At 64.0% G+C, this 14,257-nt stretch carries 11 protein-coding genes and 2 rRNA genes (1 of these 13 only partly in view); 9 read left to right on the top strand and 4 right to left on the bottom strand.

The features are described from left to right. The first annotated feature begins 29 nt into the window (after positions 1 to 29). The 4 genes from ALVIN_RS00620 to ALVIN_RS00605 all read left to right on the top strand — a co-directional run bounded on the left by ALVIN_RS00620 (position 30) and on the right by ALVIN_RS00605 (position 4,341). Positions 30 to 1,892 (top strand): penicillin-binding protein activator, encoded by a 1,863-nt coding sequence (locus ALVIN_RS00620; protein ID WP_012969368.1) that lies wholly within the window; start codon positions 30 to 32, stop codon positions 1,890 to 1,892. Continuing rightward, complete coding sequence (locus ALVIN_RS00615) at positions 1,889 to 2,266, top strand: YraN family protein (protein ID WP_012969367.1); 378 nt, start codon at positions 1,889 to 1,891, stop codon at positions 2,264 to 2,266. Before ALVIN_RS00620 ends, ALVIN_RS00615 begins: the two co-directional genes overlap by 4 nt. Positions 2,267 to 2,354: 88 nt before the next feature. Further along, positions 2,355 to 2,963, top strand: a complete 609-nt coding sequence (locus ALVIN_RS00610; protein WP_012969366.1) for a BON domain-containing protein — start codon at positions 2,355 to 2,357, stop codon at positions 2,961 to 2,963. Then, positions 2,956 to 4,341, top strand: coding sequence for an FAD-binding oxidoreductase (locus ALVIN_RS00605; protein ID WP_012969365.1), 1,386 nt, complete (start codon positions 2,956 to 2,958; stop codon positions 4,339 to 4,341). Before ALVIN_RS00610 ends, ALVIN_RS00605 begins: the two co-directional genes overlap by 8 nt. On the opposite strand, the gene ptsP is transcribed toward ALVIN_RS00605, so the two are convergent. Both ptsP and ALVIN_RS00595 read right to left on the bottom strand, forming a co-directional pair. Continuing rightward, positions 4,338 to 6,599: a phosphoenolpyruvate--protein phosphotransferase gene (ptsP, locus tag ALVIN_RS00600; RefSeq protein ID WP_012969364.1), complete on the bottom strand. Its 2,262-nt coding sequence runs from the start codon at positions 6,597 to 6,599 to the stop codon at positions 4,338 to 4,340. The genes ALVIN_RS00605 and ptsP overlap by 4 nt on opposite strands. Before the next feature lie 107 nt (positions 6,600 to 6,706). Beyond that, positions 6,707 to 7,255: an RNA pyrophosphohydrolase gene (locus ALVIN_RS00595; RefSeq protein ID WP_012969363.1), complete on the bottom strand. Its 549-nt coding sequence runs from the start codon at positions 7,253 to 7,255 to the stop codon at positions 6,707 to 6,709. A 204-nt stretch (positions 7,256 to 7,459) separates the two neighbouring features. Between ALVIN_RS00595 and ALVIN_RS00590 the strand changes: the two genes are divergently transcribed. The 5 genes from ALVIN_RS00590 to ALVIN_RS00570 all read left to right on the top strand — a co-directional run bounded on the left by ALVIN_RS00590 (position 7,460) and on the right by ALVIN_RS00570 (position 11,573). Further along, positions 7,460 to 8,116 carry a histidinol-phosphatase gene (locus ALVIN_RS00590; RefSeq protein ID WP_012969362.1) on the top strand — a complete coding sequence of 219 codons (657 nt, stop codon included), beginning with the start codon at positions 7,460 to 7,462 and terminating at the stop codon, positions 8,114 to 8,116. Positions 8,117 to 8,219: 103 nt separating this feature from the next. Beyond that, a complete protein-coding gene (locus ALVIN_RS00585; protein WP_012969361.1) occupies positions 8,220 to 8,981 on the top strand; it encodes a GNAT family N-acetyltransferase in 762 nt (253 codons plus the stop codon). Positions 8,982 to 9,007: 26 nt separating this feature from the next. Further along, complete coding sequence (locus tag ALVIN_RS00580; protein ID WP_012969360.1) at positions 9,008 to 9,841, top strand: lysophospholipid acyltransferase family protein; 834 nt, start codon at positions 9,008 to 9,010, stop codon at positions 9,839 to 9,841. 3 nt (positions 9,842 to 9,844) lie between these two features. Next, positions 9,845 to 11,074: a glycosyltransferase family 4 protein gene (locus ALVIN_RS00575; RefSeq protein ID WP_012969359.1), complete on the top strand. Its 1,230-nt coding sequence runs from the start codon at positions 9,845 to 9,847 to the stop codon at positions 11,072 to 11,074. Beyond that, complete coding sequence (locus ALVIN_RS00570; protein WP_012969358.1) at positions 11,046 to 11,573, top strand: phosphatase PAP2 family protein; 528 nt, start codon at positions 11,046 to 11,048, stop codon at positions 11,571 to 11,573. The genes ALVIN_RS00575 and ALVIN_RS00570 overlap by 29 nt, the downstream gene beginning before the upstream one ends. 78 nt (positions 11,574 to 11,651) lie before the next feature. Here ALVIN_RS00570 and rrf read toward each other — a convergent pair. Continuing rightward, a 5S ribosomal RNA gene (gene rrf / locus ALVIN_RS00565) occupies positions 11,652 to 11,767 on the bottom strand. Positions 11,768 to 11,849: 82 nt separating this feature from the next. Further along, a 23S ribosomal RNA gene (locus tag ALVIN_RS00560) occupies positions 11,850 to 14,257 on the bottom strand (it continues 486 nt past the right edge of the window).

Genomic DNA, 14,257 nt, shown 5'->3' with positions numbered 1-14,257 from the left:
ACTCTCACAAAGAATACGGACACGGAATCATGCCCAAGAATCGCCTCGACCGTGCGGTTTTTTTCTCGCGTAGACGGCTCGGACCGCTGCTCGTTGTCTCGGCCCTGTCGGGCTGTGCCGTCCAACCGCTCCAGGACCCATCCAGCCTGCTCACGAGCGTCCCCGCCGCTGAACTGAGCCGCGCCTCCACCCTGGAGGCTCAGGGCCGAGTCGACGAGGCCGCCCGGCTCTACCTGGAGTCGGCGACCCGTGCCCAACCTCCGGCCGGGGCCGAACTCAGACTCAAGGCCGCCCAAGCCTATCTGGCCGGCGGCCGGACCGGCCAGGCTCGCGAGACACTCGCCGGCCTCGCGTCGGCCGAACTCATTGGCGGCCAACTGGAACGATCGCGGCTGCTCGAATCCGAGCTCGACCTGGCGGCGGGACAGCCCAAGGCCGCCATCGCCAAGCTGAAGCGGTTGCCCGCCCTCGCCAAACCGCTTGCGATCCGACGCCTCGGCCTGCTCGCCGCAGCGCAACGCCTCGACAACGATCCGATCGCCTCGGCCGAGTCGCTGGCTGAACTCGACGCCCGACTCGACGGACAGGCGCGCGTGACCAATCAGGTCTCACTGGTCGCGACACTGGCCCTGACCGGCGAGGACGACCTGCTGCAGCTCACCCGCGCCGGGCGCGGCGCCATGAAGGGCTGGGCCGAGATCGCCCAGCTCGTGCGACGTCATGGCGCCGATCCTCGGCGGTTGGACGACGCCTATCGTCAATGGCGCCAGCGCCGGACGAGCCATCCGGCGCTCCCCGAGCTGGCACGCGCCTATACCGGCAACGGATCGAGCGGATACGCGAATGGTCAGCGTGTGACCGTGATGCTGCCCAGCGGCGGGCGTTTCGCGGCGGCCGCCAAGGCCGTGCGCGACGGGATCCAGGCCGCCAGCCGCCTGGATCCGGGCGATCGGCGTCCGTCACTGGACTTCGCCGACAGCACCAACGCCGGCCGGGTGCGCACGTTACATGCCGCCGCCATCACGCGCGGTGCCGACGCCGTGATCGGACCGCTCGAAAAACCGGCCGTCGACGCACTGATCGAGGCCAGGACGGCCCAGGTTCCCACGCTGGCACTGAACGAATCCACCGAGGCCGAGCGTCGCGCCCTGAACCTGTTCCAATTCGCGCTCTCGCCCGAGAACGAGGCCGCGGAGGCGGCGAACAAGGGATTCGCCCTGGGCGCCAGACGCGCGCTCGTGCTCCATCCGAACGATGCCTGGGGTCAGCGTCTGGCGAATGCCTTCAGTGCGCAGTGGCGCGCTCAGGGCGGAACCCTGGCCGGTCAGGCCGGCTTCGATCCGAGCAGTTCGAATTACGACACGACCCTGGGCCGACTCATGAATGGCCAGAGAGCCGACCTGCTGTTCCTGGTCGCCACAGCCGAGATGGCGCGCAAGATCCATCCCCAGATTCAGACGGTCGCAACCAAACCCTCGATCGTCATCTCGACCTCCCATGTCTATTCGGGTCGCTTCGATGCCGCCGCCGACAAGGCGCTGGTCGGACTCTATTTCGTCGATATCCCCTGGATGCTCGATCTCGGTGGCGAGGGGCCGCTGGCACGTCGCACGGTCATGGGCCAGACGGCCAGTGCCTCGGGTCCGCTCGCCCGACTCTATGCCATGGGCCTGGATGCCTATCGGCTGACACCGCATCTGACCGAGCTGGCGGCCAATCCCGGTGCCTACTTCCCCGGCCAGACCGGCGGTCTGGCCATCGATCCCCTGGGCCGGATCACCCGTCAACTGGCGCTCGGACGCTTCACCGAGAACGGACCACGCCTGGCCAATGGCGTGGAACCTTCGAGCGAGACGCGCGTCGAACCCACCCGCACCCTTGGTCCCGAATGAGCACCAGCCCCCGCAGCGGCCGATCGCGCCCGGATACGCGCGCGATCGGTGAGGCCAAGGAGCGTCTCGCCGAGTCGTTCCTGATCGCTCAGGGGCTGAGGCTAGTCGCGCGCAATCAGCGCTCCCGCTTCGGCGAGATCGACTTGGTGATGCGCGATGAGGCCATCCTGGTGTTCGTCGAGGTCCGCTACCGGCGTTCGACCCGCTTCGGCACCCCGGCAGCGACCGTAGATGCACGCAAACAGCAGCGCCTGATCCTGGCCGCCCGACACTATCTGCATCGCCACCCGACCCAACTGGCCTGCCGGTTCGATGTCGTGGCCATCAGCGCCGAGGACGACATCCAGTGGATCCGGCAGGCTTTTACGCTCTAGACTGGTCCGCTCGTCACCCGATCCAAGCCCGAACGACGGCCATCGGCGCCTCGTGCATCGGTCATCAACGCCCTTCATTCCAATCGCAATGAACAGAACGTACCCGAAGCTGATCACCCTGACGAGCGCCATGCTCGCGTTCGCGCTCTCGGCGGCTGGATGCGCGCCCCTGGTCGTGGGCGGCGCGGCAGTCGCCGGCGCCTCGGCCATCCACGATCGTCGCCCCGCCCAAGCGCTCCTGGACGATCGACAGATCGAGTTTGCCGCCACCCAGGCGATCTTCCAGGACCGCGACCTCAGTCGCGGCGCGCGCCTCGTCGTCACCAGCTACAACCGCACTGTCCTGATCACCGGACAGGCCGAATCGGCGGAACTCGCGCGGCGCGCCAGCAATCGCATCAGCCGACTGCACAAGGTCGCGCGCGTGATCGACGAAGTCCGCGTTGGGCCGCGCATCGGGATGAGCCGTCAGTCGGAGGATGCCTATATCGCCTCGCGCGCCAAACTGGAGCTGGCCGGCATCGGGTTGCCCGATTTCGATCCGACCCGCGTCAAGATCGTGGTCGAGGATGGAGACCTCTATCTGCTCGGGCTGGTCACGCCGCGCGAGGCCGATCTCGCCGCCGAGCGCGTGCGCTATGTACCGGGCGTGCGCAAGGTGGTCAAACTCTTCGAATACTGGACGCCCAATGCCTGAACTCACCGCTGGACTGCGCGCCGAACTGGCGCGAATCGCCGGCTCCGGCGCCCTGCTGACCGATCCGGCCGACTGCTGGCCCTACGGCTATGACAACAGCCGCCGTCAGGCGCTGCCCCAGGCGGTCGTCTTCGCACGCGACGAGGATCAGATCGCCGCCCTGGTCCGGCTCTGCGCCGAGGCCGGGCTGCCGCTGATCGCCCGCGGCCTCGGCACGGGCACCACGGGGGCGACGGTGCCCGATCGCGGCGGCGTCGTGCTCTCGTTCGAACGCATGGATCAAATAAAGCGCATCGAACCCGGCGACCGGCTGGCGGTGGTCGAGCCTGGCGTGACCAACGCGCGGTTGCAGCAGGCCATCGCGGCTGAGGGCTTTTTCTGGCCGCCTGACCCGACCAGTGCGCCCACCTGCACCATCGGCGGCAATCTGGCCTACAACTCGGCCGGTCCGCGCGCGGTCAAGTACGGCACGCCGCGCGAGAACACGCTGGGTCTGCGCGCGGTGAGCGGCACGGGCGAGGTCTTCCATACCGGAGTGCTCACCACCAAGGGCGTGGTCGGCTACGACCTGACGCGGCTCATCATCGGCTCAGAGGGCACGCTCGCGCTCGTCACCGAGGCCACGCTCAAACTCACCCCGCTCCCCGAGGCCAAGCGCACCCTGCGCGCGACCTATGCCGACATCCACAGCGCCGCGCTCGCCGTCTCGGCCATCATGGCCCAGCCGGTCACGCCCTGCGCGCTGGAGATCATGGACGGCTCGGCGATCGAGATGGTCAGCCGCTATTCCGAACTCGACCTGCCGGACGGGGCCGGGGCATTGCTGATGATCGAGGTCGATGGACCGGCGGCCTGTATCCAGGAAGCGCAGCGCGCGGTCGGTGAGGCGGCGCGTGTCGCCGGTCTGCTGGAACTGCGGCTCGCCGAAACGGCGGATGAGGTCGCCGCGCTCTGGAAGACGCGCAAGGCGCTCTCCCCGGCCCTGCGTCACATCGCGCCGAAGAAGATCAACGAGGACGTGGTGGTGCCTGTCTCGCACATGGGCGCGTTCATCGATGGACTGGAGCAGCTCGCCCGCGAGACCGGCATCCGGATCGTCAATTTCGGCCATGCCGGCAACGGCAACATCCATGTCAATCTGCTGATCGATCCGGACGACGCCGAAGAGGTCGCGCGCGCGGCGCACTGTCTGGACGCGGTCTTCGCCCTGGTTCTGCGACTGGGCGGGACGCTCTCGGGCGAGCACGGCGTGGGACTGGAAAAGCGCGATTTCGTCGACCGTGAACTCGACCCGGTCGCGCTGCGGCTCATGCACGCCATCAAGGCACAGTTCGACCCGGCGGGCATCCTCAATCCCGGCAAATCGCTGCCCGGCTAACGGCCCGGTCGCACCAGACCGCCCAGACCGACGGTCTCCAGCGCGTCGAGCAGCAGTCGGCGCACCGAGCCGGCATCCTCGCATTGCAGGGCGACCTTGAGCACCTCGCGCGCCCGCGCTCGGCTGATGCTGCGGATGACCTTCTTGACCCGCAGCAGACTGCCGGCTCCCATGCTGAGGCTGTGCACCCCCATCCCCAGCAGCAGGAAGGTCGCCAGCGGGTCGCCGGCCATCTCGCCGCAGACGCTGACCTCCTTGCCGTGGAGTCGCGCCCCGGTCAGGATCTGGAGCAGCGCGCGCAGCACCGCCGGGTGATATTCGTTGTAGAGCTTGGCCACATGCGGATTGTTGCGATCGACGGCCAGTAGATATTGCGTGAGATCGTTCGTCCCCACCGACAGGAAATCGACCCGGCGCGCCAGGGCCTCGGCCTGATAGACGGCCGCCGGCACCTCGATCATGACGCCGACCGGCGGCATCCGCACCTGATAGCCTTCCTCCAGCAGCTCGTTGTGCGCACGCTGGATCAGGAGCAAGGCATCGTCGACCTCGCCGACGGTGCTGACCATGGGCAGCAGCAGTTGCAGGTTGTCGAGTCCGATGGACGCGCGCAGCACCGCGCGCACCTGGCTCAGGAAGATCTCGGGATGGTCGAGCGTGATGCGGATGCCACGCCAGCCCAGGAAGGGATTGGCCTCCTGCATCGGAAAGTACGGCAACGGCTTGTCACCGCCGATGTCGAGCGTGCGGATCGTCACCGGACGTGGCGCGAACAGCTCCAGTACATGCCGATAGTTGGCCATCTGCGCCGCCTCGCTCGGAAAGCTGTCGCGCACGATGAAGGGCAGCTCAGTGCGGTAGAGACCGACGCCGGCCGATTCCTCGATGCCGAGCGGACGGCTCTCGGACACCAGACCGGTGTTGAGATAGAGCGGAATCACATAGCCGTCGGTGGTCTCGGCCGGCAGATGGCTCAGGGCTTGCAGCTCGCTGGTCAGGGCCGCGTCATCATCGGCCAGACGCTGGTACTCCGAACGCACGGCCGGCCCAGGCGAGACATAGACACGCCCGCGATAGCCGTCGACCACCATCTCGCGGCCCTCGACGCGCCCCACCGGCAGATCCGATACACCCATGGCTGCCGGGACGCCCATCCCACGCGCCAGAATTCCCACATGGGACGACCCGGAACCCGAGGTCGAGACGACGCCGGCCAGCTTCTCGCGCGGCACGTCGGCGATCTGCATGGCGCTGATCTCATCGCCCACCAGAATCGTGCACGGCGGATACTGAATCGGCGCACTGGCCCGGTTCTGCAAGTGCATCAGGATGCAGCGCCCCAGATCGCGCACGTCCGTGGCCCGTTCGCGCAGATAGGCGTCGTCCATGGCGTCGAACACCCGCGCATGTTCGGCGATGGTCTCGCGCAGCGCGCCGGGCGCCCAGTTGCCGGCGCGAATCCGCGACAGGGTGCCATCGATCAGGGTGTCGCTCTCCAGCATCAGCCGCCAGGCGTCGAACAGGGCCATGTCCTCGACGCGCAGATGGACCTGCGTGCGGCTGGCGAAGCGGTCGAGATCCTCGGCGACCTCGCGCACGGCGCGGCGGAACTCCTCGGCCTCGGCCTCCAGATCCTCAGGGCGGCGATCGGGCACGGCATCCAGGTCGGCGGGCGGATAGACCACAACCGCCTGCCCGAGACCGATACCCGGCGAGGCGGCCAGCCCCGGCAGGAAGCGCTGCGGGATGCCGTCGTCCTGCAAGCGCGCCAGCTCGCCACTGGTGCGGGCAAAGGTGATGGCCCCGGCCAGTTGCGAGGCCAGGGTCATCACGAAGGTCACTTCGTCCTCGCCGAAATGACGCCGCCGGCGCTGACGCAGCACCAGGACACCGAGCACCTTACGGTTCTGGATGATGGGCGCACCGAGAAAGCCGTGATAACGCTCCTCGCCGGTGTCGATGATGCACTCGTAGCGCGGATGATTGGCCGCGTCGTCGAGGTTGATCGGCTCGGCACGCTCGCTCACCAGTCCGATCAGCCCGCGTCCGAGTTCGAGCCGCACACGCCCCACGGCGTCCTTGCGCAACCCCTCTGTGGCCTGCAGGACGTGACGATGGTTGTCGTAGTCGTTGAGATAGACTGAGCAGACGTCCGCTCCGACGGCCTGCTTGACGCGCTGGACGATGATGGAGAGCGCCTGCTCGAGATCGCGGGCATTGTTGACCTCCTGAACGATGCGCCTGAGTGATTCGAGCATGCTGGGCGAGTTGAGCAGACCTGGGGCGGATGGGATCGCGGACGAATGGGTGCCTGACTGCATGCGGATCTAGGCCACTGTCTCAGCCCTGGCACGGCGCAAGGCGTTCATGGATATCCCTGGCGCAGCAACCTGGAGGGGCTGGCATAGACATGCCGGCGATCCGGCACGCCTTCCGGATAGAGGGTCGGCGCCAGCTCTTCGAGCGCCTGCTGATAGACATGGCGCTTGAAATACACGACTTCGTAGAGCGGCTGCCAATATCTGACCCAACGCCAGGCGTCGAACTCGGGTTTGTCGGTGCGATCGAGGCAGAAGGCTTCTTCGCCGCAATTGACCCGCAGCATGAACCAGACCTGTTTCTGGCCAATGCAGATCGGACCCGGCCCGCAGTAACGGTGCCGGATGTAACGCTTAGGAAGGTGATAACGCAGCCAACCGCGTGTGCTGCCCAGGATCGTGACCTGCTGCTCACAGAGCCCGACCTCCTCCTCCAGTTCGCGGAACATGGCCTGCTCGGGCGTCTCGTCGGGGTTGATCCCACCTTGTGGAAACTGCCAGGCATTCTGGCCGACGCGGCGCCCCCAGAATAGGCGACGGTCCCGATTGCTCAGGATGATGCCGACATTGGGTCTGAAGCCGTCGTGGTCGATCAAGGATGGGTCTCTCCCTGGCTGGTCGCTGGCTCATTCTTCCATAGAGCAGTCGTTTCCGGCAAGCCGGCGCATGTATAAGCGATTTCCAATCAAGAGCTTGGTTGTACGCACTTGAAACCTGCGCGCCGATCCCGGAGTATCGCACTCACAGGCGCAAGATCCGCGCCAGACTTCCCTTCAATCTTTCAGACTGGAATCAAGCGCGTGCCACTCGCTATCTTCGATCTCGACAACACACTCCTGGACGGTGACTCGGACTATCTCTGGGGCTGCTATCTCGCCCGGCATGGACTGGTGGACAGTGCGGAGTACGCGCGCGAGAACGAGCGATTCTACCGCGAATATCAGGACGGTACCCTGGATATCCAGGAGTTCCTGCGTTTCTCACTGCGTCCGTTGCGCGAGCACCCGCGTGAGCGCCTAGAGGCATTGCGCGCGCGCTTCCTCGAAGAGCAGATCGAGCCGATCATGACCCCGGCGGCACGCGCACTCGTCGAACGGCACCAGTCCGCTGGCGATACCCTGCTCATCATCACCGCGACCAACGCCTTCGTCACCGCGCCCATCGCCGAACGCTTCGGCGTACCGCACCTGATCGCGACCCTGCCCGCCGAGCGTGACGGCGTCTATACCGGCGAGGTCGAGGGCGTGCCCTCCTTTCGCGAAGGCAAGGTCGAGCGGCTCGAACACTGGCTCGCCGAGCAGGGGCTGGATCTGGCGGGCAGTTGCTTCTACAGCGACTCGCACAACGATCTGCCGCTGCTGGAGCGGGTCGAGCGCCCGATCGCCGTCAACCCGGACGCCCAGTTGCGCGCCACAGCCGAGACACGCGGCTGGCCGATCCTGTCGCTGCGGGCCTGAACGCGCAGCCGCCTTCACCGAGCTGTCATCCGCCCCACATCAGGCCGCAACACTCGCCGCCTAAGATAACCCTCCAGGCATTCTTCACCTGTGAGGGCATTCGATGGTCGCTTCGGCTTCCGCGTCGCTCGCCAAGCGCGGCGAGCGTCTCTATGTCGAGATCGCAACGTCCGAATCCGAGGTCCGCGAGGCGCAGGCACTGCGCTATCAGGTCTTCGGCGAGGAGATGGGCGCACGGCTCAAGGGTGAGCCCGGCTACGATCACGATACGTTCGACGACCATTGTCAGCACCTCCTGGTTCGCGATTCGCGCACTGGACGTGTCGTTGGTTGCACTCGTCTGCTGACCGACGCGAGCGCCGCGCGCATCGGTGGCTTCTATTCAGAGAGCGAGTTCGAGCTGGACGCCATCAAACGGCTCGACGGACGCCTGCTGGAGGTCGGCCGCACCTGCATCGCGCCCGAGTTCAGACAGGGACCGGCGATCGCCGTGCTCTGGTCGGGGCTGGCCGGATTCGTCCAGCTCAACGGCTTCGACTATCTGTTCGGCTGTGCCAGCGTCCCGCTCGGCGAGGACGACATCCAGGCCGCCGCCATCATGAACCGACTGCGCCGTCAGGCATTGGCGCCCGAGGATCGACGCATCACACCGCGCGCTCCGCTGCTCACGACCCAGGTCGATGACGACGTCCTGGACGCGCCGCTGCCGCCGTTGCTGCGCGCCTACGTCCGCTTGGGCGCCAAGGCGTGCGGTGAACCCTGTCGTGACCCGGATTTCGGCGTAGCGGACGTGCTGATGCTGCTCGACATCGACGCCATGAGTCCGGCGTACTCACGCCACTTCCTCGACAGGCACGGTCTTTGAGTCAGGCTGAACGACGCTCGAGGATCATGATCACGCGAACACTCTGGAGAAGCTGGCGGGTCGGCGAGCATCTGGCGACCGGAACGCTGGTCGGCCTCTATGCCGTGTTCCAGGGTCGCGCACGACGGCAACCTGGCTGGCTGCCGCGCGCCGTACGCTGGTGGCATGGGCGGCTGGTACGCGCCCTGGAGGTCGAGGTCAGGATCGAGGGCCGGTTGGAAGCAGGCTGTCTGCTGGTCGGCAACCATGTCTCCTGGCTCGACATCCCCATTCTGGGCGCTCAGGGTGAGATCGGGTTTCTGGCCAAGTCGGACGTCCGGCGCTGGCCGCTGATCGGCTGGCTGGCCGGCTTTGCGGGTACTCGCTTCATCGAGCGCGGTGCGCATCAGGCGGAATCCGTGATCCATCGACTCCTGGCGGATCTGGCCTCGGAGCGCACGGTCATGATCTTTCCCGAAGGCACCACAACGGATGGCCGGACGCTGGGGCGTTTCCATCCGCGACTCTTCGCCATCGCCCAGCATCCCGAGGTTCGCGTACAGCCGGTCGCTATCCGTTACCGGCGTCGCGATACCCTCGCCCTCGATCAGTCCGTGCCCTATATCGGCGACGACAGTCTGATCGCCAATCTCAGCCGACTCGTCCGGCATCCGGGTCTGATCGCCTGTATCCATTTTCTGCCGTCCATGCAGGCTCTGGAAGGGGAATCACGCCGTGCACTCGCCGAGCGCGCCCGCGCGGCCATCCTCGAAACGCTCGACGTCTCGGAGACCGCGCCCGTCATGACCACCAGAGACGTGGCTGTATCCGTGCGCGACGAGGATGCAAGCCCCTGCTGGCTGGAGCCTGGAGCCGTATGAATCATGTCCAGTGAAACGCGGAGCACCGCTCAGTCCACAGGCGATCGGCTCAGAATCGCCATTGTCACCGAGACCTACCCCCCCGAGATCAACGGCGTGGCCAACACCATGCGTCATCTGGCCGAAGGCATGGTCGCGCGCGGACATGGCGTTCAGTTGATCCGGCCACGGCAACCGGCCGATCCGAGGCATCCCGAACAATCCGATCGGCTCGATCTGCATCTGGTGCCGGGCCTGCCGATCCCCGGCTATCGAGGTCTGAGGTTCGGGCTTCCGGTCTACTGGCGTCTGCGGCGTCTCTGGCACCGCCGCCCGGCCGATCTGGTCTATATCGCCACGCAGGGACCGCTCGGTCATGCCGCGCTCTCGGCGGCACAAGCGCTCAAGATTCCGACGATCACCGGTTTTCATACGCATTTCCAGCACTATAGCCGGCATTACGGACTGGGAGCCCTGACCCGTCAGATCGCCGAGACCCTGAGACACTTCCACAATCGCTCTGATGCCACGCTGGTTCCGACCGCCGAGTTGCGTGACAGTCTGGCCGCCGAAGGATTCGAGAACCTCCATGTCTTTGGGCGCGGAGTGGACGTCGATCAGTTCGCGCCCGACCGGCGCTCCGCTGAACTGCGCCGCTCCTGGGGCTGCGCGGAGGACGATCTGGTCGCCCTGTATGTAGGTCGGATTGCCGCAGAGAAGAATCTCGCCCTGGCGCTCGCTGGGTTTCGCGCCATTCAGCGTCAGTGTCCGAACGCACGTTTCGTGCTGGTCGGTGATGGCCCCGAACGCCCGCATCTGCAACAGGAGCACCCGGATCTGATCTTCGCCGGCGCGCGTGTCGGCGACGAGCTCGCCGCACACTATGCGTCGGGCGATCTCTTCCTGTTTCCGAGTCTCACCGAGACCTTCGGCAACGTCGTCACCGAGGCCATGGCTAGCGGTCTGCCTGTCATCGCCTTCGACTATGCAGCGGCGCACGCAAACGTCCAGCCTTGGGTCAATGGCGTGACCGTACCGGTCGATGCTCAGGAATCATTCATCGACATCTGTCTGGAGTGCGTCGGCGATCGGGAACGACTGCGACGAATGGGACTCGAAGCCAGGAAGCGCGCATTGGATATTGGCTGGGAGCGCGTTCTGGGGCGTGTCGAAGAACACCTGTTCGCCGTGATCCACAGAAAACGAGGTCAAGCGGAGTCCTGTCATGCAAGCCTGGCTACGACATCTGAATGAATTGGAAGTATCCGTCTGTCGCCTCTGGAGCCGTTCGGGGCAACGTCGCTGGATTCGATACCCCTTCGCGTTCATCAGCCGGCTGGGGGATGGGGTGTTCTGGTACAGCCTCATGGCTGCCCTGCCCCTCGTCTATGGATTGAAGGGTTTGCAAGCCAGTCTGCACATGCTGGCGACCGGCGGTATTGCGTTACTGCTCTACAAATCACTCAAAGGTGTGACTCGGCGGTCTCGTCCCTGCCATCATGCCAGCGACATCACGGCCCTCGTCCCGCCACTCGACCAATACAGCTTTCCTTCGGGTCACACGCTCCACGCTGTCGTCTTTTCGAGTGTCGCCATCTACTACTTTCCTGTACTGGCCTGGATACTGGTTCCTTTCACAGCGCTGATTGCGTTGTCTCGCATCATTCTCGGGCTGCATTATCCCAGTGACGTTCTGATGGCGACGTTGATTGGTCTAGGGCTGGCTTATGCGAGTCTCTCCGCCTTCATATGAGATTGGCGAACAGATCGAAAACGCGCAAAGCCAAAACCCCCGCCACGGTTAGGTGGAGGGGGTTTTGAGGGAATAGGGCCCTGGCGGTGCCCTAGGTTCGCATGGGGAGGCCCCACACTAGGATCGGCGAAGACCTGTTTCACGTCTGAGTTCGGGACGGGATCAGGTGGTTCCAAGTCTCTATGGCCGCCAGGGAAAGGGTGGGAGCGCCGGGTGTGTGGTCCGACGGTCCGCGAAACGGTGAGTGATCGTAAGGGTAACGCACTTGGGTGTTATATGGTCAAGCCGCACGGTCAATTAGTACGGGTTAGCTGCACGTGTTACCACGCTTCCACATCCCGCCTATCCACGTTGTGGTCTTCAACGGACCTTCAGGGGCATCGAGTGCCCAGGGAGATCTTATCTTGGGAGGGGCTTCCCGCTTAGATGCTTTCAGCGGTTATCCCGTCCGTACATAGCTACCCGGCAATGCCACTGGCGTGACAACCGGAACACCAGGGGTACGTCCACTCCGGTCCTCTCGTACTAGGAGCAGCTTCCCTCAAATCTCCAACGCCCACGGCAGATAGGGACCGAACTGTCTCACGACGTTCTAAACCCAGCTCGCGTACCACTTTAAATGGCGAACAGCCATACCCTTGGGACCGACTTCAGCCCCAGGATGTGATGAGCCGACATCGAGGTGCCAAACACCGCCGTCGATATGAACTCTTGGGCGGTATCAGCCTGTTATCCCCGGAGTACCTTTTATCCGTTGAGCGATGGCCCTTCCATACAGAACCACCGGATCACTATGACCTACTTTCGTACCTGCTCGACGTGTGAGTCTCGCAGTCAAGCACCCTTATGCCATTGCACTCAGAAGGTTGATTTCCGACCAACCTGAGGGTACCTTCGTGCTCCTCCGTTACACTTTGGGAGGAGACCGCCCCAGTCAAACTACCCACCATGCACGGTCCCTGACCCGGGTAACGGGTCGAGGTTAGAACGTCAAACAGACCAGGGTGGTATTTCAAGGATGGCTCCACGGCAACTGGCGTCACCGTTTCACAGCCTCCCACCTATCCTACACAAGTCGGTTCAACGTCCAGTGCAAAGCTATAGTAAAGGTTCACGGGGTCTTTCCGTCTAGCCGCGGGGACTCGGCATCTTGACCGAGAATTCAATTTCACTGAGTCTCGGGTAGAGACAGTGCCGCCATCGTTACGCCATTCGTGCAGGTCGGAACTTACCCGACAAGGAATTTCGCTACCTTAGGACCGTTATAGTTACGGCCGCCGTTTACCGGGGCTTCGATCAAGAGCTTCTCCGTGAGGATAACCCCATCACTTAACCTTCCGGCACCGGGCAGGCGTCACACCCTATACGTCCGCTTGCGCGTTTGCAGAGTGCTGTGTTTTTAATAAACAGTCGCAGCGGCCTGGTCACTGCAACCTCCTTCGGCTCCGGCCGCAGGGCCTTCACCTACACAGAGGCGCACCTTCTCCCGAAGTTACGGTGCCATTTTGCCTAGTTCCTTTACCCGAGTTCTCTCAAGCGCCTAGGGATTCTCACCCAACCCACCTGTGTCGGTTTGGGGTACGGTCACACACCACCTGAAGCTTAGAGGCTTTTCTTGGAAGCCGGGCATCAATCACTTCATGTCCGTGGACACTCGTCATGGGGTCTCGGGATTGTGCGCCCGGATTTGCCTAAGCACACTCCCTACACCTTTGAACCGGGACAACCAACGCCCGGATGACCTAGCCTTCTCCGTCCCCCCATCGCAGTGGTGTCTGGTGCGGGAATATTGACCCGCTTCCCATCGACTACGCCTTTCGGCCTCGCCTTAGGGGCCGACTCACCCTGCGCCGATGAACGTTGCGCAGGAACCCTTGGGTTTTCGGCGAGGGGGACTCTCACCCCCTTTGTCGTTACTTATGTCAGCATTCGCACTTCCGATACCTCCAGCCAGCTTTACAACTGACCTTCGACGGCTTACGGAACGCTCCCCTACCATGCTAGTAAACTAGCATCCGCAGCTTCGGTACATGGCTTAAGCCCCGTTACATCTTCCGCGCAGGCCGACTCGACCAGTGAGCTATTACGCTTTCTTTAAAGGGTGGCTGCTTCTAAGCCAACCTCCTGGCTGTCTGGGCCTTCCCACATCGTTTCCCACTGAGCCATGATTTTGGGACCTTAGCTGGCGGTCTGGGTTGTTGCCCTTTTGACGACGGACGTTAGCACCCGCCGTCTGTCTCCCGTGGTCGCACTTGCCGGTATTCGGAGTTTGCCTCGGTTTGGTAAGCCGGGATGGCCCCCTAGCCGAAACAGTGCTCTACCCCCAGCAGTGATCCACGAGGCGCTACCTAAATAGCTTTCGGGGAGAACCAGCTATCTCCGAGCTTGATTAGCCTTTCACTCCGACCCACAGCTCATCCGAATCTTTTTCAACAGATCCCGGTTCGGGCCTCCAGTGAGTGTTACCCCACCTTCACCCTGGCCATGGGTAGATCGCCCGGTTTCGGGTCTACTCCCAGCGACTCAAAACGCCCATTTAAGACTCGCTTTCGCTACGCCTCCCCTAGTCGGTTAAGCTTGCCACTGAGAAGTAAGTCGCTGACCCATTATACAAAAGGTACGCCGTCACCCCTTACGAGGCTCCGACTGCTTGTACGCACACGGTTTCAGGTTCTATTTCACTC

The sequence above is a fragment of the Allochromatium vinosum DSM 180 genome (genome assembly GCF_000025485.1).
GTDB classification, from domain to species: domain Bacteria; phylum Pseudomonadota; class Gammaproteobacteria; order Chromatiales; family Chromatiaceae; genus Thermochromatium; species Thermochromatium vinosum.
Note: the sequence above shows the minus strand (reverse complement) of the source record. Positions and strands in the feature narration are given on the sequence as shown.